The organism is Micromonospora sp. M51, from assembly GCF_018070305.1.
Lineage (GTDB): Bacteria > Actinomycetota > Actinomycetes > Mycobacteriales > Micromonosporaceae > Micromonospora > Micromonospora parva.
The window spans coordinates 1-18,753 of record NZ_JAGPXZ010000023.1 but is presented as its reverse complement, the minus strand read 5'-3'; the positions used below and the strand labels follow the sequence as shown (position 1 = coordinate 18,753).

Below are 18,753 nucleotides of genomic sequence, written 5' to 3'. Positions count from 1 at the left end.
CCGCTCGATCGAGGAGTGGCGGGGCGGGCACTCGGCCTACTGGGCGCGGCTCGGCACGCCGGTCGACGACGACACCTCGATCGTCTGCCTCCGCTTCCGGCTGGTCTCCGGCGGCGAGGGTGGGGTGGCCGGCGGCGACCTCGGCACCTGACCCGGCGGGTTCGGGTGCGGGGACTCAGCCCGGCGGGTTCGGGCGCGGCGGACTCAGCCGCGTAGTTGTGGCAGCAGCCGGGTCGCCACGTCCACCAGGACGGCCTCGTCACCGGCGTACCAGCTTCTGGCCCGCGGCCAGTGCGTCACCACGTCGGTGAAGCCCAGCTCGGCGGCCCGGCCGACCTGATCGGCGAAGAACTGGGCGCTGCTGAGCGAGAAGACCGGCGCCGCGTCCAGCGAGAGGTAGCGGTCCAGGCTGGCCGGATCGCGGCCGGCCTCGGCCAGGGTCCGGTCCATCCGCGCGGACAGCGCCGACACGCTGGCCCACCAACCCGCCAGGTCGTTGTCGTCACCGGTGCCGGTGGTCACCCAGCCCTGCCCGATCCGGGCCACCAACCGCATCGACCGTGGCCCGTTGGCGGCCACCACGAACGGCACCCGGGGCTGCTGCACGCAGCCGGGATTGTTGCGGGCGTCCACCGCGGCGAACCAGTCGCCACGCCAGGTGGTGCCGTCCTCCCGCAGGATCAGATCCAACAGCTCGGTGAACTCGGCAAACCGGTCGACCCGCTGCCGCGGTGGCAACGTCTCACCACCCAGCACCGCCGAGTCGAAGCCGATGCCGCCCGCGCCCAGGCCGAGCAGCAGCCGACCGCCCGAGACGTCGTCCACGGTGGTGATCTGCCGGGCGAACGCGGCCGGGTGCCGGAAGTTCGGCGACGCCACGAGGGTGCCCAGCCGAATCCGCGAGGTCACCGTGGCGGCGGCCGTCAACGTGGACATCGAGTCGAACCACGGGCCGTCGACCAGGTCACGCCAACCCAGGTGGTCGTACGTCCAGGCGTGGTCGAAACCCCACTCGTCGACCTGGCGCCAACGACGCTGCGACTCCGCCCACCGCTGGTCCGGCAGGATCACGATGCCAATCCGCATGATCGCCACCCTAGCCGGGGACACCACCAGGGTCGGGCTCGCTCTCGTTTCGCTGTGGACCTCACGGCGGTCTGCCGGAGGGCGACCTGCGGCGTGCCCGCCGGCCACCCTCCGACCCGAGCGACTACGGTTTACGGCACCTGCCTGCAGGACGTGCCATTTGAACCCTGGTGATAAATGGCCTTACGGGTATTCGGGCCATACACTCCGTCGGAGGGTGTGGCTACCGCAGACTGAACGGCTCGTAGTGCCTTTTCGGTAGCTGGACCGAAACTGCTATCGGCGGTGAGCGGATAGACGCCCTGGCTACGGAGAACCCATTCGTAGCAGACGTTCATTGTGACCTGCAGCTGAAAGACGGCAGAGTTCGCATTGCCCCGACGCAGCGAGCAATTGACGTTACTCCCGTACGCAGGCACGTCGGCCCCGTTGTAAGAGATCCACCTGTTGCACGTCGAGGTGGCCATGGTCTCCACTCCACCTGCCGGAGCAGCCATTACAGGTGTAGCGGTGGCGGTAGCGGCGATGGCCGCCAGCGCAAAGATTGTCAGGACGCGACGCAGCAGCATATTTCCTCCCATGCCGCGGCATTTGGCGCTAGCCCCGTGCCCCGCCTCAATGCCCTCGGCTTGGACCGACGATACTGGACACAGCCAGGAAGATCAATGTCTCTGTTTTGAAAAGATGCAACCCGTCCACCCATAAATCGCTGCCCCTGCGGAGTGGAGGGTCGATCGCCGCGACGGGGACGACATCGCCGCCCGACCTTGGCTACCGTTCGGCCATGGACATACAGGCACGCCGGACCGACACGGTACGGGCGTTCGGCACCCTGTCACTGCTGGCGGGTTTCGTGGTCTCACTGCTCAGCATGCCGTCCAGCCATGAGCCGCTGAAGCCGCAGATCCTGGCCGCTTTCCTCATCCTGACCGGTCTCGGTCTGCGGATCGAGGCGGCGATCGGCGACCGGAAGTCCTAGGTCCACCGCCGCCACCAGTCCGTACCCTCGGGGGATGGCCACCGAGGCGGCTGCTGCCCGCGTATCCCCGGATCGCCGGATCCGCGTGATCCGCACCGTGGCGATGCTGGTCGGGGTGGTCGTTCCGTCCCTCGTCCTCCGCGAGCTGGTCGAGTTCCGGTTCGGCAGTGGGCCGCTGGCCGACGTCAGCGCTGTCGCGGTGCCGATGGCGGCGACCGCCTGGCTCGCGCCGGACGCCTCCTACCGCCGCCGCGACGCCCTGCTCTGGCTGATCGGCCCCGGCCTCTACGTCTTGGCGGTGATCGCCTGGCGAGTGGCCCTCGCGCCCTACCGGGACTGGCGGCCCCGACCGGAGGAGGCGCACCGGATGCGCTGGTCACGCGACCCGGAACACGCCGGAACGTGGCTGTTGAGCAAGCCGACGAGTGACACGGGTCACACTGGCTCCTCGTAGGGACATCGCGTTCGGCTCCGACCTCTCGGCGAGCGGCACCCGGACGGGGTGTCGACCGAGAGAGGACCAGGCGCGATGACGAAGGTGACCGCACAACTGTCGGTGTCGGTGGACGGCTTCTACGCCGGCCCGCAGTTCGACGGCAACGGCGACTGGATGGGCTCGACGGAGAGCGCGAAGTTCTTCCGGGTCACCCGGTGGGCGACCGACGCGGCGGCCTGGCGCGAACGGCAGGGCTTCAGCGGCGGGGAGCAGGACACCAACTCCGAGGTGATCGCCGAGTCGTTCGGCGCGGCCGGCGCGTACGTGATGGGCCGCCGGATGGCCGACGGGGGTGAGATCCCCTGGGGTGAGGAGCCGCCGTTCCGCGCACCGGTCTTCGTCGTCACCCACCGCCCCCGCCAACGGCTGATGAAGGGGGGAGGCACCAGCTTCACCTACGTCACCGATGGTGTGGCCAGCGCCGTCGAACAGGCGCGCGCCGTGGCCGGTGGCAAGGACGTCGCGGTGGCCGGTGGCGGCAGCCTGGTGCGTCAGGTACTCAAGGCCGGCCTGCTCGACGAGTTGGAGCTGCACGTCGTGCCGGTGGTGCTCGGCACCGGCCTGCGGGTCTTCGACGCGGACCTCGACCTGGGCGACCGGGAGGGCATCGAACTGACGCCCACCCGCGTCCTGACCACCCCGCAGGTGACCCACATCCGGTACGCGGTGCGCGGTCGCGCCCCGCTCGTGCTCGACGACCGGGGCCGTGGCGGCGGCCCGACGGCAACCGCGAACTGAACCACTGCCGACCGGAAAGGAGGAAACACCATGTCACAGCTGTTGCGGGTGCAGTGCTTCAACGTTTCACGCGACGGGTTCGGCACCGGAGAGGGGCAGAGCCTGGAACGCCCCTTCGGTCACGCGGACCCCACCCCACTGTTCTCCTGGCGTGCCGCCACCGCCAGCTTCGTGTACCGCACCGAGCCGGGCGGCAGTCGCGGCCTGGACGACTACCTGACCCGCGACGCCGAGTGCAACATCGGCGCGGAGATCATGGGTCGCAACAAGTTCGGCCCGCAGCGTGGCCCCTGGAAGGACCACGAGTGGACGGGATGGTGGGGGGACAACCCGCCGTTCCACACACCGGTCTTCGTGCTCACCCACCACGAACGCCCGTCGTTCACACTGGCCGACACCACGTTCCATTTCCTCAACGCCAGCCCGACCGAAGCGCTGGCCCGGGCGAAGCAGGCAGCCGCCGGTCGGGACGTCCGCCTCGGTGGCGGGGTGGCGACGATCCGTGAGTTCCTCGAGGCCGACCTGGTCGACACGATGCACATCGCCGTCGCACCCGTCGACCTGCACCGGGGCGAACGGTTGTGGGACAGCCCCGACGAACTGCTCGACCGCTTCCACCTCGAGTCGGTGCCCAGCCCCAGCGGAGTCACCCACCTCCTGTTCTGGAAACGATGACAGCGCTCCTGGCCGGCACTGTCGGCTACAGCCGGGCCAGCACCAGCAACCGGTTGCCGTCGGGGTCGGTGACCCGGGCGGATCGCTCACCCCAGGGCTGGTCGACCGGCTCCTCGGTGACCGTCGCTCCACCGGTGCGCAGCGCACCCACTGCCGCGTCACAGTCGTCGGCGTAGACGCACAACTCCCAGCGGTGCGACTCGGCCGGCACGCCAGCCTCCGGGTTGGCGGCCAGGCCGAGCTCGCTGCTGCCCAGTCGCAGCGCGACGAACTCCGGCACGCCCTCGTCCGGGAACCGGTAGGTCAGCTCGAAACCGACCACGTCCCGGTAGAACGCGATCAGTCGTGGCAGGTCAGGTGTCGTCACGATCGGAAAGGCTTCGGTGAACACGGACCACCTCCACGCCGGACCCTAGCCGCTGCCGTGGTCCAGCCGGAACCACCGCCGTCGATCCCGGCAGGTGTCATCATCTGCCGGCCAGACTCACCCCGGCCTCAACCATTTCCGGGACAGGTGGCGTTCTACCTGGCGAGGGGGTGGGGATGACCGAGACGTTCCACGAGTTCGTGGTGCACCGCACGCCGGCGCTGTCCCGGACGGCCTACCTGCTCACCGGCGACCATCAACTCGCCGAGGACCTGTTGCAGAGCGCCCTGGCCCGGACGTACCGGCACTGGCGGCGGATCCGCGACACCGACCCCGAGGCGTACGTGCGGCGGGTGATGTACCACCAGCAGGTCTCCTGGTGGCGGCGGCGCCGGCTGACCGAACGCCTGGAGGCACAACCCACCGACCGGCCCGGCGACGACCACTCCGAGACGACAGCCCTGCGGCTGAGTCTGCTGCACGCGCTGCGCGGGCTCACCCCTCGCCAGCGCGCCGTGATCGTGCTGCGCTTCTACGAGGACCTGACCGAAGCCCAGGCGGCCGAGGTGCTCGGCTGCTCGGTCGGCACCGTCAAGCGGCACGGCCACGACGCCATCCGCCGGCTGCGGGCGACCGCCCTCGACCTGATCGACCCGACAGTGGAGAGGAGCCATCAGTGACCGCCCGACTCCGCGAGACGCTGCACGCCGCCGCGGCCGACGTCCCCGCCTACCCGGTCTACGAACGAGCGCTCGCCACCGCCCGCCGCTCCCGCCGCCGCGCCGTCGTCGCCGCTGTCGAGGTGCTCGTGCTCGCCACGCTGACCGGGGCGGTGCTCCCGCTGACGCGTACCCCTGTCGTGGATCCGGCGGCCGGCGCGGACGCCGCACTACCCGACCGGATCGCGCTGCCCCCGCGCGGTGCGCTGCACGCCACCGACCGACCCCGGCTTGGGCCCGCGTCGGTCATCTTCAGCGGGCAGGCGCGACGTCTCCAGGGCTGGGACGAGGACGGCATCGTCGGCGTGGTCAGCGCCGACTCCGACCGCTACCGGATCTTCTCGATGGGTTACGAGGCACCCGTCGGCGAGCAGGTCATCCTCTCGCCGGACGGCCGGTACGTGGCCCGGCCCGCCGGCCTCTCCGAGGACGGCCGGGTCGATCTCATCGACCTCGTCACCGGTCGTACCCGGCGACTGCACAGCAAGGTCACCAACAGTGTGGGGACGAGCCCCAGGGCCTGGTCCCCGGACGGCAGGCAACTGGTGGTCGACGACACCGTGCCGACCGACCCGACGCGCAGCGGCTACCGGCGGGTGCTGAGCATCGTCACGCTCGACGGTGAACGCTGGACCCAGCTGGCTGACGCCGCTCAACAGCCGATCTTCGGCTCGTCGGTGGCCTTCGCCCCCGGAGGTGGACGGCTCGCGTACCAGATCGGTCGGACCGTCACGGTCGCCGACCCGGACGGCCGGACGGTGTCCACCTTCGAACTGCCCGCCGAGAGCTGGCTGGCCGGCAAGGGGGCGTGGACGACGGACGGGGCGTTGACGCTGATCAGCCGGAAGGCCGGCAGCACCGACTGGAGCCTGCGCCGGGTCGACAGCGCCACCGGCCGGAACACCGCACCGCTGCCAGTGCCCGGCGTCACCGGCGTGACCGCCATCCGGCTGCTCGGCTGGGGCCCGGACGGGTCCGCGCTGGTGGTCGCCTACCAGCCCGAGCCCCTCAGCCCGGACCGGTTCGACCAGCCGCTGGAGCTGGACCAACGCACCGCCTACCCCAACGTGCGCGGCGTACGGGTGTTGGCGTTGACGCCCGACGCCAGCGCGCCACGAACAGTGATGACCGCCCCGGAGCAGATCCTCGCTGTCGACGTCGCCGACACTGTGATCAGCGCCGGTCGCACGCGCGCCGCGGACCCGCCCGGTGGGTTGGGTGGCCGATTCTGGTCCTGGACGATCCTGATCACCGTGGTGGTCGCCGGCGTCGTCGTCTACCGCAACCGCGGTGGGCTGGCACTCTGGCTCGACGACCGGCGGGTCCGTCGGGCCCGCGGGCCCGACCCGAAATGAGGTGCGGAGCGGCGGGCAGAACTGTTGGATCTCGACATGGTGCATGAGCTCGTTCGTCCTCGAAAAGCCCGCCCCGGGGACCACCTCGCGGTCCTCTCGCCGTCCTTCGCCGCGGCCGGCGCCTATCCGGCGATCCTCGAACAGGCAAGGCGACGGCTCGCCGACCTGACCGGTCTCGTACCGGTCGAATACCCCACCACCCGCCAGGTGGGCGCGAGCGCGGCAGCGCGGGCGGCGGACATCAACGCCGCCTTCGCAGACCCCCAGGTACGCGGCATTCTCGCCGTCGTCGGAGGGGACGACCAGATCACCGTCATCCCCCACCTGGACGCCGACCTGGCCCGAGCCGACCCGAAGCCGTTCCTCGGCACCAGCGACAACACCAACCTGCACCACTGGCTCTGGGGCCTCGGCATCGCCAGCTTCTACGGCGGGTCGTCCCAGGTGCACCTCGGCCCCGGGCCTGCCGTTGACGACGTCCACGTCCGGTCGCTGCGAGCGGCCCTGCTCACCGGGGAACGGCTGGAGGTCACGGATCCGGGTGAGTCCGAGGACATCGGCATCGACTGGGCAGATCCGCAGGCGTTGAAGTCCTTCGGCGAGCGCGAACCGACGCAGCCGTGGAGTTGGTACGGGCCGTCGCGCTCGGTCACCGGCCGCACCTGGGGTGGCTGCCTGGAGGTCATCCAGTGGATCCTGACGGCGGGACGCTTCCCGTTTCCTCCCGAGGCCCTACAGGGCGGGGTGCTGCTCATTGAGACGTCGGAAGAGCTCCTTCCCGCCCGCGAGGTCGGTTGGATCGTCCGATCACTCGGTGAGCGCGGTCTTCTCAGCGCCGTCGACGCGGTAGTGGTCGCCCGTCCGCCGGTCTCCGACCACAACCGTCGACCCGCGGCCGAGGATCGGGCACGGCTTCGTGAGCAGCAGCGGGACACGGTCGTCGACGTGGTGACCCGCTACAACCCCGAGGCGGTCGTCTGTGGCGGCGTCCCGTTCGGCCACACCAGACCACAGTGGATCCTTCCCCACGGGGGCCCGGTCACCGTTGATGGCGTGCAACGGCGAATCTTCGCCGACTACCGATAGGAAACCGCAGGGTATGGAGCCGACGCAGACGGCGCTCATCGTGCCGATACCCGAGGCCGAGGAGGCGGTCGGCAGGTTCCGGGCATCACTCGACCGGGCCGCCTCATGGGGCGTCCCAGCGCACGTGACAGTCCTCTACCCGTTCCTGCCACCGCAGCAGATCGACGAGCGGGCCTTGGCCGCGCTGCGTGACACCATCGCCGGGATACCTCGGTTCGACGTCGCACTGACGCACGTCGACTGGTTCGGTGACACGGTCCTCTGGCTTGCTCCGCAGCCACATCGGCCCTTCCGCGACCTCACCGGGGCAGTGTGGCGACGGTTTCCTGAGGCACCCCCGTACGGCGGGGCGCACAGCGACGTGGTGCCGCACCTGACCATCGGTCACGACGCCGACAAGCCCGTGCTGACCCACGCGGCGGAAACCGTCGCCGCGCACCTGCCGATCAACGCGGCCGTCGACAGGGTCCGGCTGATCGCCGGCACACCGGACGTCAGCCCGTGGCGCACCGTCGGTGAGTTCCCGTTGGGCCCACCCCCAGCGGCAACTGGTACGGGTCTCCAGGCGGTCTCGGCCTGACGTCGAGGCGCGGCCCGGACATCCCCGGATGCCTCGCCCGACAGGTCACGGCTTGTCGATCAGCTCGATCAGCGCGGCGTCGCCCTGTCCGATGGTCCGTTGGTCGGGAGCGACTCGCACGGTGATTCGGCGGCAGCCGTCGAGTTCCACGTAGGTGCGGGGCTCGCTGGTGGTCAGTGGGATCAGCACAGCGAACCGGCTCGCACGGGTGCTGCACGGGTTCGCCGGTCGAGACGCCCGCAGCGCACCCTCGATCGCCGCTCGTTGGTCCTCCGGCAGCACCGTTCCGTGCGCGAACTCGCCGAGTGGCTCGCCGTTCCCCTGCCTACTCTTCGGCACGTAGTAGACGCAGAGGCGGACCTGCTGCCCAGCGGGGAACGGCTCTGGCAGGGCACGGGCTTCACGGTCGGCCACCAAGGATGTCATGTTGACCTCGCGCTGGCTGCAACCCGCTCTGGCCGAATCGCTCTCGGCGACCGGACGGGTCGCCACGGTGGTCAGCGGTAGAGCATCGAACGCTGCCCGGAAATCGTCCGGCAGATTGTCGTGGCAGGAATCGAGTGGTATGCCGGGCCGCATCCACCGGCCGTCCGCGTCAACGAGCGCGAGCCAGGGTGCCTCCTGCAGGACCGCTCTGCAGGCGAGGCCGGGATTATCCGGCGCGTCGGGCCGGCGGAGGGCGGCGACGAGGGCGGCGAGGGCGGTGGCGTCATCGCTACGCCGCTCCGTCAAAAGCCAGTCGGGCCGGACAGGAGGACGCTCCACCCTGCAGACGACGACCGTGGTGGGGATGAAGTCATCGCCGAGACGGGGCAGGGCGGCTGCTTCACTGGTCGGGACACGGAAGCCGCGCGTGACCATTTCCGGTGCGGCCTCCACGCACGATGTCCACCGCCCCTGACCGGCGGAATCGGCAGCCGTGTGCGGTGAAGGTACGCCGTTGAGTATCTGCGCCCCTCCGACGCCCAGGCCAACGACCACTGCCACGGCGAGCGCTGCGCTTCCGATCAGGCGCTGCCGGCGCCGGCGGACCCGCCTGGCCACTTCGACGACCCGGTCCGGTGGCGGTGTCAGTGGCGGAACGGCGCTGGTCAGCAGGAGCCTGATGTCCTCATCTTCATGCGTCACTTCGCGACCTCCAGGCGGCGAACAATTCAAGATCCGGATCGGTACGCAGAATCCGTAAAGCGCGGAAGGCCTGCACCTTTACGGTGTTGTGCGAGCAGCCGAGCACTTCCGCTGTCCGCTGCACCGTCAGGTCCTCGACGTAGCGGAGCACCACGATCGCCCGCTGCTGCCGGCTCAGCCGGGCCAGTGCGCGGCGTACGGCGTCCCGGTCGGCGGACTCCCCGGCCATGTCGCCACGTGAGGGCTGGTCCGGCGGCTGGCTCGGCACCTCACTGCGCCAGCGCCGTCGCCACCAGGAGACGTAGGTGGTGAACAACGCTCTGCGCAGGTACGCCTCGGGATGCCCGGCGCTGTTGATCGTGGCCCAGCGCCGCCAGACATCCGCCAGGACCGTCTGCAACAGGTCCTCGGCCCGCCCGGCATCACCGGTGAGTAGCCAGGCCGAACGCAGCAGCGCATCGGAGCGCGCCGCGACGAACTCGGCGAAGCCCTCCGGCGGTGCCAGTTCCCGGGGTCGTTGCATGGTGTGTGTCCCTCCCACCACCTGAACGCTCTGGGAGACCAGCGAGGTTAACGCGGGAAGGGCGAGGTCTTCGCGGTCTTGTAGCGCCGCCGGGGTTGCTGGCGTTGCTGACCGCAACAACATTGCAGGCGGGTGGCCTGGTTTGACCCCTGGTTGTACGACCTTGTGGCCCGTGGATGGCCCATCGCTATTCGGGAGCCCGCCGGCGCGACGTAACGATGGTCATGATCTTGGCGCTCTATCGGATGGACGCCGACGATCCCGAGGACCGGGCCGCTGGCCCGGTCGATCCCCTCCGACGTTAGGACCTGATGTCCGTTCAATTCCGCTCCACCCGCCAGCACCTGCTCCGTAGCAGTCTCCTGGTCGGCGCGCTGGCCGGGCTCGCCACCGGCCTGCTGCCCACCGGCCCGGCGGGCGCCGCCCCCTCCCGGGCGGACCTCGTGGTCGCCGCCTCCGTCGACACCGTCGAGGTGCCGGCCAGCGGTGGCTGGTCGACCCTTACCCTCGACGTACGCAACTCCGGCACGAAGGCCAGCCAGGACGTGACAGTGGCGTTCACGCTGCCGGCGGGCGCCTGGTTCTCCTCCGACGGGTTCGTGATCCCGCCGAGCTGGAGCTGTGACCTGCAGGGCACCGCGACCTGCGTACACGCCCCCCTGGCCGCCGGGGAGATCGCCGACACGCTGAACCTGCCGTTCGGGCTCCCGCCCGGCACAGCCGGAGACGCGGTGACCGTCACCGCCACGGCGAAGACCGGTATGGAGTCGTCGACCGCCAACAACATCGGCCAGGCGAGCGTGCGCTACATCCCCAGCACGATGGACCTCGAGTTCGTGCCCGCCGCAACCAGCCAGCAGCTCCTCCCGAACGAGTATGTCAATGTTTCCACGTCTCTCCGGAACTCCGGGAACTCCCCCTCGGGCGAGGTGACCGTCACCATCCCGGTGCCGGCCGGGATGCAGGGCTCGGAGATGTCGAGCGAGGGGTGGGACTGCGCGTTCGGCGATGGCGTCGCCGACGGCCGGACTGGCTGGCGCTGCATCCACAGCCCGCTGTGGCCGGGCGAGACGAGCGAGCAGCTGTACTACGGCGGGATCCTCACCTCCACCACCGTCGGCGACGTCGTGACGATGGAGGCGACCGCGGCGACGACGTTGCCGGAGACGACCCTGGAGAACAACACGGCGCGGCACACCGTCACGGTCGAGCAGGGGGCGATCGTCCGCGGCACCGTCTGGGTGGACGGCAACAACAACCGCGTGTGGGACACGTGCGAGGTGGGCGCCCCGGTCGGCTACGAAGGGATCTACCGCATCGAGGTGGCGACGCAACCCGGCTCGTCCGGCTCCGGCGGGCTGACCACCATCAATCCCGACGGCACCTTCACGGCGTACGTCCGCCCGGGCACCTACCGGGTGCAGTTTCACGTGTACGACCCGCACGAGTTCATCGACTCGATCGACTCGGACCTGATCTACTACTGGAACGAGACCGGTGGCGCCAACTACGGCCACACCGACTGGGTCACCGTAGCTACGGGTGACGAGGTGACGCTGGACGCGGGCGTCAGATCACGCTGGATCCAGACCTGCTGATATTCCTCGGCGCCGTTTCGGCGCACCGGGGCGGTCCGGCCTTTGCGGCCGGGCCGCCCGGATCTCGTCGTGGGCCTATCGCACGGTGTCCGCTCGACCTTCTGGCTACCGGCCCGTGGATGGTCCGCCGGGTGCTCGTGGCCTGAGAAACGTCGAAGGCCCTGGCTGGGACTCTCGTCCTGACCAGGGCCCTTCGCGTGGAGCGGGTGACGGGAATCGAACCCGCACTGTCAGCTTGGGAAGCTGATGTTCTGCCATTGAACTACACCCGCAAGCGGCACCACTGTACCCGAGTCGTCGAGCCCGTGCACCCAGGTACCCCCGCCAGCCGCGGGTGTCCGCATACCGCACAACCCTGACCGACCCGGGTTGATCCACTCGGCTTGCTGAAAATCGGGGCGTCCGAAGCGCCGGGATACCGCGGTTTCACGGAAACCGAGTTGATCATGCGGGGTGCCGGCGGCGGGCGTACGTACAGCCCGGTGTCGGCTCCGTGAGGACGGAGCCGACACTGATGATCTTCCAGTCGTGGTCAGGCGGCCGTGCACTGGACGTCACGGCTGAGGCGGGTCGGGCGCGTCGGCGGGACGGCCAGTGGGGTGGCCACCGCCGACGGGGCGTTTGGGTCGAGCCAGACCCGCACGGCCGGCCGACCCGGCGCGAGGCCGGGAACGCCCGCGATGTGCTGCTCACGGCGGGTGAGCATCGCCACGTCGATGGTGAACTCGAAGAGCCGCCAGTCGACCTGCGGCTCGGCGCGGGCGCTCTGCGCCAGCTGCGCCACCCGGACCGGATCGGTCACCGGACGGGCCCGCCCTGCCACGTATGCCTCGTCGTCGCTCTCCTCGGCCGGGAACGAGTGCAGCGCGTAGCGGCCGTCCCGTTCGAGGTCACGGCGCTTGGGCGAGTCGATGATGAAGCAGAACAGCCCCTCGGCGGTGATGACCGGGGAGACCGGATGGACGCGGGGCCCGCCGTCGGCGCGGACCGTGGCCAGATAGCCGAAGCCCGGCCCGTACTGCTGGAGGAGAACGCGGATCCCGTCGGCGAGTCGGGGCTCGTCGGCGGCGAATTCGGACCAGGAAGCCATGCGGGCATTCTATCGAACAAATGTACGAGCAGCGACCTCGACGCGCTGGTCACCGGCACCGAATCCGGGCACTTTCGGCAACGCGGCTATGGTGGTCCGATGCTGCTCTCCGACCGCGACCTGGTCTCCGAGATCAAGGCCGGCACGCTGGGCCTGGAGCCGTTCGAGCCCACCCTGGTCCAACCGTCCAGCATCGACGTCCGACTCGACCGGCTGTTCCGGGTCTTCAACAACCACCTCTACACCCACATCGATCCCGCCATGCAGCAGGACGACCTGACCTCGGCGGTCGAGGTCCCCGACGGTGAGCCGTTCGTGCTGCACCCCGGGGAGTTCGTGCTCGCCTCGACGCTGGAGGTCATCTCGCTGGGTGACCAGCTCGCCGGCCGACTGGAGGGCAAGAGCTCCCTGGGCCGGCTCGGGCTGCTCACCCACTCCACCGCCGGCTTCATCGACCCGGGCTTCTCCGGTCACGTGACGCTGGAACTCTCGAACGTGGCGAACCTGCCGATCACCCTGTGGCCCGGCATGAAGATCGGGCAGCTCTGCATCTTCCGGCTCTCCTCGCCGGCCGAGCACCCGTACGGCTCGGTGGTCTACGGCTCGCGCTACCAGGGCCAGCGGGGGCCGACGCCGAGCCGCGCCTGGCAGCACTGGCGCACCTGGCCCACCCGCTGAACCACGACGACGAGGGCCCGCCGCGACGGATCGCGGCGGGCCCTCTCGTCACCCGGGTCAGCCCGGGCGGCCGTAGCTGTGGATCGGGCCGTCGTCGACCTTCTTCATCTTGACCGGTTGACCGGCCTGCGAAGCGTGCACCACCCAGCCGCCGCCGACGTACATGCCGACGTGGTGGATGTCGCTGTAGTAGAAGACCAGGTCGCCGGGGCGCAGGTCGCCCCTGCTGACGTTCTTCGTGACGCGGCTCTGCGCGGCGGCGTTGTGTGGCAGCGACACGCCGGCCTTCGCCCAGGCGGCCAGCATCAGCCCAGAGCAGTCGTACGAGTTCGGACCCTCGGCACCCCAGACGTAGGGCTTGCCGATCTGGGCGCAGGCGAACTTGACAGCGGTGCCCGCGCCGCCGCCGGGGTAGCTGCCCGGGCAGGGCGCCGGGCGCAATGGGCCACCGCCACCGTTGCCGTACACCTTGAGGCGCAGCTTCTGCAGGCGGTCGATCTCTTCGTTGATCTGCTTCTTCTTCGCCGCCAGCTGAGCTTCGGTGCGGGTCAGCTGGGCCACCATCTCGTCCAGCGGCGCCTTCTGCGCGGCCAGCTGGTCGCGCAGGTCGGCGACCTCGCGTACGTCCTTCTGTTGGTTGTGCGCGAAGCGGTCGAGCATCTCGAGCTGGCCGACCACCTCGCTGGGCGACCGGCTGCCCAGCACCGCGTTGACGGTCAACACGTTCTCACCCTTGTAGGCGCGTACGGCCAGGGCGCTGACCTTGTCCATCGCGGCGTCGACCTGGCGCTCCAGCGGGGTGATCCGGGCGGCCAGCGCGTCGGCCTGCTTGCGCTTCGCGGCGAGGTCGGCGCGGGTGGCGTTGTGCCGTTCGATGATCGGTTCGAGCTTGTTCCAGTCGGCGTCGATCTGGCGCTCGATCTCGGCGACCGACGGGTCGGCGTGGGCCGCCGTGGCACTGCCGGTCAGGACGACGGCAACGCCGGCCAGGGCGGCGAGTGCGGTGGTGAAGCGGGACCAGCGTGGGCGCGGCACGATCGACGTCGGGCCGGCTGATGCCGACCGCTCGGACGACGGCCGCGGGGCATGGAGTGCCACCGGGGTTCCGTACTCCTTCTTCCTGACCGCCTACCGGGTTAGCTGACGGGTTCGGGCGGGAAGTCGGCGCCCTACCGCAGTGGCTGCGGATTCACCCCGAGGGACCTGGGTCCCCGGTTCGCTCGGAAACGACTCGGCGGTGTCGGTCCGTTACCGCCCGGGCTGGGCGGAGCTGCTGTCGGCCCGACGAATGACCAGAGTAGAGACGCTTGTTACCGATCCGCAACCCGCACGGCCGTGACACTCCGTACCGATTGGACGAGGTCACCGACCGTGTGTGAAGAATTCTTTCCCCACGCTTCGATAGATGGAAAGGTATTGACCTGACCTCCCGGACGGCGCGATGGTGACCTGACCTCACTCCGCGAGAATCTAGGGGGTTCGATGCACCATCCAACCCTGTCGACGGGCTGGCGCGCACTGCTCGCCGCCGCCGTGGTCGCCGCCGCCACCACGGTGCCACTCTCCGTCGGCCCGGCCGCCGCCGCGTCCACCACCGACCGTCAGCAGCAGTACGCCGCCGCGGCCACCGAGTACGGGGTGCCGACAGTCGTGCTGCTCGCCGTCTCCTACCTGGAGTCCCGCTGGGACACCAACGCCGGCACACCGAGCACCAGTGGCGGCTACGGCCCGATGCACCTGACCGACGCCCGCCACGTGGCCGCCCTACCCGGGCGCGGTCACCACGACGCCGGTGCCGAGGACCCGCGCGGCGACGACTCGCGTCCCGCCCGGGTGCCCGCGCCCCGACCGGTCGAGGCCCCCGCGCCGTCCACCGCCGCGTTGCAGACCGTGGACGCCGCCGCCACGCTGACCGGCGTCGCCCCCGAGGCACTGCGCACCGACGCGGGCCTCAACATCCGGGGTGGGGCGGCGCTGCTCAGCGCGTACCAACGGGAGCTGGACGCCCCGGTCGGCGCCGACACCAACCCGGCCGCCTGGTACGGCGCGGTGGCCCGCTACTCCGGCGCGGACAGCGCCGACGCCGCCGCGGCCTTCGCCGACGAGGTCTTCACCACCATCGGCGCGGGCCAGTCCCGGGTGACCGACGACGGCCAGCGGATCACCCTGCCGGCCCGCACGGTACGGCCCGAGCGTTCCTGGTTGGACCGGCTGGGCCTACGCCGGCTGGCCCGCCCGGACGGGGTGGAGTGCCCCCGCACCATCTCGTGCGAGTGGATCCCGGCACCCTACGAGGCGTTCGGCGACGGGGACTACGGCAACCACGACCTCTCCGACCGGCCCGCCCGGCAGAAGATCGAATACATCGTCATCCACGACACCGAGGCGAGTTGGGCGACGACCCTGCAACTCGTCCAGGATCCGACCTACGTCAGCTGGCACTACTCGCTGCGCTCGGTGGACGGGCACATCGCCCAGCACGTGAAGACCAAGGACGTCGGTTGGCACGCCGGCAACTGGTACGTCAACGCGAAGTCGATCGGGCTGGAACACGAAGGCTTCGCGGCGCAGGGGACCTGGTACACCGAGGCGATGTACCGGACCTCGGCGAAGCTGGTCCGGCACCTGGCGCTGCGGCTGGGCATCCCACTGGACCGCCAGCACATCATCGGCCACGACAACGTGCCCGGCACCGTCGCCTCCACGGTGCGGGGGATGCACTGGGATCCGGGACCGTACTGGGACTGGACGCACTACTTCGACCTGCTGCACGCACCCCGACTGGACACCGGCACCCCGGCCACCGGGCTGGTCCGCATCGACCCCGACTACGCCACCAACCAGCCGGCGTTCACCGGTTGCGTCACCGCCGGCGTGCCGTGCGCACCGCGCGGCTCCTCGGCGGTGGTGCTCCGGAGCGCACCGTCCGCGGACGCGCCGCTGGTCAACGACGTCGCGCTCCGCCCGGACGGCACCCCGAACACGATGGCCGTGTCCGACCACGGGGCCCGGGCCTCCGCCGGGCAGACGTACGCGCTGGCCGGCCGGCAGGGCGACTGGACGGCGATCTGGTACCTCGGGCAGCGGGCCTGGTTCCACAACCCGCCGTCCGCGCCGACCGCCAGCTGGACCGTCGGCGTCGTGGCCACCCCGAAACCCGGACGGGCCACCATCCCGGTGTACGGACGGGCGTACCCGGAGCAGGCGGCGTACCCGGAGGGGGTGCCGTACCAGACGATCTCGCCGTTGCAGTACACCCTGGCCGCCGGGCAGCGGTACGCCGTCGGCGCGGTGCTGGCCGGCGAGTACTACCGGGCCAGCACGTTCGACGGCTCCTCGCCCGGTGACTGGACGGTGATCCGCGGCAAGAACCGCTACGCGCAGATCCAGTTCGGCCACCGGATCATGTACGTCGACCTCGCCGACGTGCAGCTGTTGCCGTCCCCGGTGGGCGCGCCCCGCTGACAACCACGACGGCCCCCGGTCGGTGACCGGGGGCCGTCGTGTCGCGTCTGGTGGATCAGCCGGGTCTGCGGAACCCGGCGATGGGCATGGTGGTGATGCTGGACACCTGCACCGGTTTGCCGGCGCGGGGCGCGTGCACCATCTGGTTGTTGCCCAGATACAGCCCGACATGACTCAGGCCGGAGAAGAAGAACACCAGGTCACCGGGGCGGGCGTCGGCCCGCGCGATGGCCTTGCCCTCGTTCCACTGGTCACCGGTGTGGTGGGTGAGGTAGATCCCCGCCGCCTTGTAGGCGTACTGGGTCAGCCCCGAACAGTCGAACGAGTTCGGGCCGGTGGCACCCCAGACGTACGGCTTGCCGACCTTCCCGCAGGCGGTCTTGATAGCGGTACGGGCCGCCTCGCTGACCACCCCGTTGATGGTCGGGCAGGCCGCGGTCTTGACGGTGGTCTTCGGCATCGACGCCTCGAGCTGCTTGATCTCGGCGTCGATCTGCTTCTTCTTGGCCGACAGATCGTTCTGCTGCTTGGTCTGGGTGACGATCAGCGCGTCCAGCTTCTGCTTCTCGCCGTCGTACTTGGCCCGCACGGCCAGCACACCCTCGACCTCCTTGCGCTCCTGCGCGGCGAGCCGGTCGAGGATGGTGAGCTGCTCGGTGAGCGTGTCCGGCTTGGCGCTGACCAGCAGCGCGCCGATGTCGTGCGACGGGCCCGAGATGTAGTAGCGGGAGGCGAGGTCGCCGACCCGGTTGAGCGCCAGTTCGCTCTGCAGCGCCAGCGGCTCGATCTTCTTCTGCAGGTCCGCCGACTTCTTCCGGTTGACCTTCAACTGCGCCCGGACCTTGTTGTACTGCTCGATGGTGGGCTCCAACTGCTCCCACTTCTTGTCGATCTGCGCCTCGATCTCGTCGACCGTGGGCGCGGCATGCGCCGGCGCGGTCAGCAGACCGGCGCCGACCGCGGCAGCAGCGACCAGGACCAGCACCCGATGGGCGGCGCGGCGCAGGCCACCAGAGCGAGCAGACGCATTCAGGTCGTGACGATGAGGGGGCATGGTTGCCACCGGCACCGACTCCTTTGCAACCGACCGCCGGGCGCCTCGCGTGAGGGAAGGGCCGAGGCAGACGACCCACAGCGGTCGGTGCCCCACATTAGGGAAGCGCGCAGCGGTAATCAAGGCGGGCGCAGTAACCATCACTGTCGTGCAACCGCTTGCACACCAAGGGTATTGGCCCATCACCCAACGATTGCGGTCAATACGTCGTCAAGAGTGACCACACCGAGAGGTCGTCGCCCGTCGCTGACCAGCACCATGTGCCGCCGCTCCCGACGCATGGCCAACAGCAGGTCGGCCAGCGTACGTTCCGGCGGCACCACGGCCAGCGGCCGGTAGACGTCGGCCGGTACCGGCGACCGGCGACCCTGCCCCGCGTACCCGAGCACGTCCTTGACGTGCACAAAGCCGAGCACCCGGCGGGTCGACCGCTGCACCACCGGAAACCGGGACCGGCCGGTCCGGGTCGCCAGCACCTCCAGCGACGCCGGCGAGACGTCCTCGGCCACCGTCACCACCGTCGACCACGGTTGCAGCGCGTCCGCCGCCGTGCGGTCGTGCAGGGCCAGCGCGCCGGTGATCCGCGCGTGCTGCTCCGCGTCGAGCAGCCCCTCGGTCCGCGCCTGGGAGACCAACCCGGCCAGTTCCTCGGCGGTGAACACCGTCTTCACCGCCTCGGACGCCTCGATCCGCCAGAATGCGAGCACCCGCCGGGCCGCCCATTTCATCGCGAGCAGCAACGGTTTGGTGGCCACGCAGAACGCCAGCATCGCCGGCCCCAGCCAGAGGGCGGAGACCTCCGGACCGGCCAGCGTGATGTTCTTCGGCACCATCTCACCGACGACCGTGTGCAGAAAGACCACCACACCCAGGGCCAGCACGAACGCCACCGGGTGCACCGCCCGTTCCGGCAGGCCGATCGCGTGGAACGGCGGCTCCAGCAGGTGCGCCAGCGCCGGTTCGGCGATCGCCCCCAGCCCCAAAGAGCAGACCGTGATGCCGAGCTGCGCGCCAGCGATCATCAACGGAATCTGGTTCATCGCCGACAACGCCCAGCGGGCCCGTTTCGACCCGGCGGCCAACGGTTCGATCACCGTCCGACGGGACGCGATGAGCGCGAACTCGCTGCCCACGAA

20 protein-coding genes, 1 tRNA gene and 1 riboswitch are annotated in these 18,753 nt (G+C 70.1%); of the genes, 11 read left to right on the top strand and 10 right to left on the bottom strand.

Going from position 1 to position 18,753, the window contains the following annotated elements:
* Positions 1 to 204: 204 nt before the first annotated feature.
* Positions 205 to 1,086, bottom strand: coding sequence for an LLM class flavin-dependent oxidoreductase (locus KBX53_RS02860; RefSeq protein WP_210857709.1), 882 nt, complete (start codon positions 1,084 to 1,086; stop codon positions 205 to 207).
* A 131-nt stretch (positions 1,087 to 1,217) separates the two neighbouring features.
* Positions 1,218 to 1,424, bottom strand: a complete 207-nt coding sequence (locus KBX53_RS37250; protein ID WP_369009997.1) for a peptidoglycan-binding protein — start codon at positions 1,422 to 1,424, stop codon at positions 1,218 to 1,220.
* Positions 1,425 to 1,870: 446 nt separating this feature from the next.
* Between KBX53_RS37250 and KBX53_RS02850 the strand changes: the two genes are divergently transcribed.
* From KBX53_RS02850 to KBX53_RS02835, 4 genes are all read left to right on the top strand, one after another.
* A complete protein-coding gene (locus tag KBX53_RS02850) occupies positions 1,871 to 2,065 on the top strand; it encodes a hypothetical protein (RefSeq protein ID WP_030332039.1) in 195 nt (64 codons plus the stop codon).
* A gap of 34 nt (positions 2,066 to 2,099) precedes the next feature.
* Positions 2,100 to 2,519 carry a hypothetical protein gene (locus KBX53_RS02845; protein ID WP_210857708.1) on the top strand — a complete coding sequence of 140 codons (420 nt, stop codon included), beginning with the start codon at positions 2,100 to 2,102 and terminating at the stop codon, positions 2,517 to 2,519.
* Positions 2,520 to 2,594: 75 nt separating this feature from the next.
* Complete coding sequence (locus KBX53_RS02840; protein WP_210857707.1) at positions 2,595 to 3,299, top strand: dihydrofolate reductase family protein; 705 nt, start codon at positions 2,595 to 2,597, stop codon at positions 3,297 to 3,299.
* Between the two features lie 30 nt (positions 3,300 to 3,329).
* Positions 3,330 to 3,974 (top strand): dihydrofolate reductase family protein, encoded by a 645-nt coding sequence (locus KBX53_RS02835; protein ID WP_030332036.1) that lies wholly within the window; start codon positions 3,330 to 3,332, stop codon positions 3,972 to 3,974.
* A gap of 25 nt (positions 3,975 to 3,999) precedes the next feature.
* Here KBX53_RS02835 and KBX53_RS02830 read toward each other — a convergent pair whose 3' ends face one another.
* Positions 4,000 to 4,341, bottom strand: a complete 342-nt coding sequence (locus KBX53_RS02830) for a VOC family protein (protein ID WP_309140701.1) — start codon at positions 4,339 to 4,341, stop codon at positions 4,000 to 4,002.
* A 176-nt stretch (positions 4,342 to 4,517) separates the two neighbouring features.
* Here KBX53_RS02830 and KBX53_RS02825 point away from each other — a divergent pair, with 176 nt between their 5' ends.
* The 4 genes from KBX53_RS02825 to KBX53_RS02810 are packed head-to-tail and all read left to right on the top strand — an operon-like array spanning position 4,518 to position 8,081.
* On the top strand, positions 4,518 to 5,021 hold the full coding sequence (locus tag KBX53_RS02825; protein WP_210857705.1) for a SigE family RNA polymerase sigma factor: 504 nt from the start codon (positions 4,518 to 4,520) through the stop codon (positions 5,019 to 5,021).
* A complete protein-coding gene (locus KBX53_RS02820; protein WP_210857704.1) occupies positions 5,018 to 6,415 on the top strand; it encodes a WD40 repeat domain-containing protein in 1,398 nt (465 codons plus the stop codon). The genes KBX53_RS02825 and KBX53_RS02820 overlap by 4 nt, the downstream gene beginning before the upstream one ends.
* Positions 6,416 to 6,451: 36 nt before the next feature.
* Positions 6,452 to 7,501: an LD-carboxypeptidase gene (locus tag KBX53_RS02815; protein ID WP_210857703.1), complete on the top strand. Its 1,050-nt coding sequence runs from the start codon at positions 6,452 to 6,454 to the stop codon at positions 7,499 to 7,501.
* A 13-nt stretch (positions 7,502 to 7,514) separates the two neighbouring features.
* Positions 7,515 to 8,081, top strand: coding sequence for a 2'-5' RNA ligase family protein (locus KBX53_RS02810; RefSeq protein WP_051708461.1), 567 nt, complete (start codon positions 7,515 to 7,517; stop codon positions 8,079 to 8,081).
* A 45-nt stretch (positions 8,082 to 8,126) separates the two neighbouring features.
* On the opposite strand, the gene KBX53_RS02805 is transcribed toward KBX53_RS02810, so the two are convergent.
* A complete protein-coding gene (locus KBX53_RS02805; protein ID WP_210857702.1) occupies positions 8,127 to 9,209 on the bottom strand; it encodes a hypothetical protein in 1,083 nt (360 codons plus the stop codon).
* The gene (locus KBX53_RS02800) at positions 9,199 to 9,732 is read right to left on the bottom strand and encodes a SigE family RNA polymerase sigma factor (RefSeq protein WP_051708459.1); all 534 of its coding nucleotides are present in this window, start codon (positions 9,730 to 9,732) and stop codon (positions 9,199 to 9,201) included. The genes KBX53_RS02805 and KBX53_RS02800 overlap by 11 nt, the downstream gene beginning before the upstream one ends.
* Positions 9,733 to 10,043: 311 nt before the next feature.
* Here KBX53_RS02800 and KBX53_RS02795 point away from each other — a divergent pair, with 311 nt between their 5' ends.
* Positions 10,044 to 11,330: a DUF11 domain-containing protein gene (locus KBX53_RS02795; protein WP_030332012.1), complete on the top strand. Its 1,287-nt coding sequence runs from the start codon at positions 10,044 to 10,046 to the stop codon at positions 11,328 to 11,330.
* A gap of 198 nt (positions 11,331 to 11,528) precedes the next feature.
* Here KBX53_RS02795 and KBX53_RS02790 read toward each other — a convergent pair.
* Positions 11,529 to 11,602: transfer RNA gene (locus tag KBX53_RS02790), tRNA-Gly, on the bottom strand.
* Positions 11,603 to 11,862: 260 nt separating this feature from the next.
* Positions 11,863 to 12,420, bottom strand: a complete 558-nt coding sequence (locus KBX53_RS02785) for a pyridoxamine 5'-phosphate oxidase family protein (protein ID WP_030332010.1) — start codon at positions 12,418 to 12,420, stop codon at positions 11,863 to 11,865.
* Between the two features lie 99 nt (positions 12,421 to 12,519).
* Between KBX53_RS02785 and dcd the strand changes: the two genes are divergently transcribed.
* Positions 12,520 to 13,098 carry a dCTP deaminase gene (dcd, locus tag KBX53_RS02780; protein WP_030332009.1) on the top strand — a complete coding sequence of 193 codons (579 nt, stop codon included), beginning with the start codon at positions 12,520 to 12,522 and terminating at the stop codon, positions 13,096 to 13,098.
* A 57-nt stretch (positions 13,099 to 13,155) separates the two neighbouring features.
* On the opposite strand, the gene KBX53_RS37085 is transcribed toward dcd, so the two are convergent.
* Entirely contained in the window at positions 13,156 to 14,196 is a 1,041-nt protein-coding gene (locus KBX53_RS37085; protein ID WP_030332007.1) for an NlpC/P60 family protein, read from the bottom strand.
* Positions 14,197 to 14,209: 13 nt separating this feature from the next.
* Positions 14,210 to 14,345, bottom strand: a riboswitch (cyclic di-AMP (ydaO/yuaA leader).
* A 235-nt stretch (positions 14,346 to 14,580) separates the two neighbouring features.
* Between KBX53_RS37085 and KBX53_RS02770 the strand changes: the two genes are divergently transcribed.
* Positions 14,581 to 16,563, top strand: coding sequence for an N-acetylmuramoyl-L-alanine amidase (locus KBX53_RS02770; protein WP_210857701.1), 1,983 nt, complete (start codon positions 14,581 to 14,583; stop codon positions 16,561 to 16,563).
* A 55-nt stretch (positions 16,564 to 16,618) separates the two neighbouring features.
* Here the strand turns inward: KBX53_RS02770 and KBX53_RS02765 are convergent, their stop codons facing one another.
* Positions 16,619 to 17,632 carry a C40 family peptidase gene (locus KBX53_RS02765; protein WP_245233623.1) on the bottom strand — a complete coding sequence of 338 codons (1,014 nt, stop codon included), beginning with the start codon at positions 17,630 to 17,632 and terminating at the stop codon, positions 16,619 to 16,621.
* A 167-nt stretch (positions 17,633 to 17,799) separates the two neighbouring features.
* A partial coding sequence (locus tag KBX53_RS02760) for a hemolysin family protein (RefSeq protein ID WP_210857700.1) occupies positions 17,800 to 18,753 on the bottom strand: 954 nt, incomplete at its 5' end.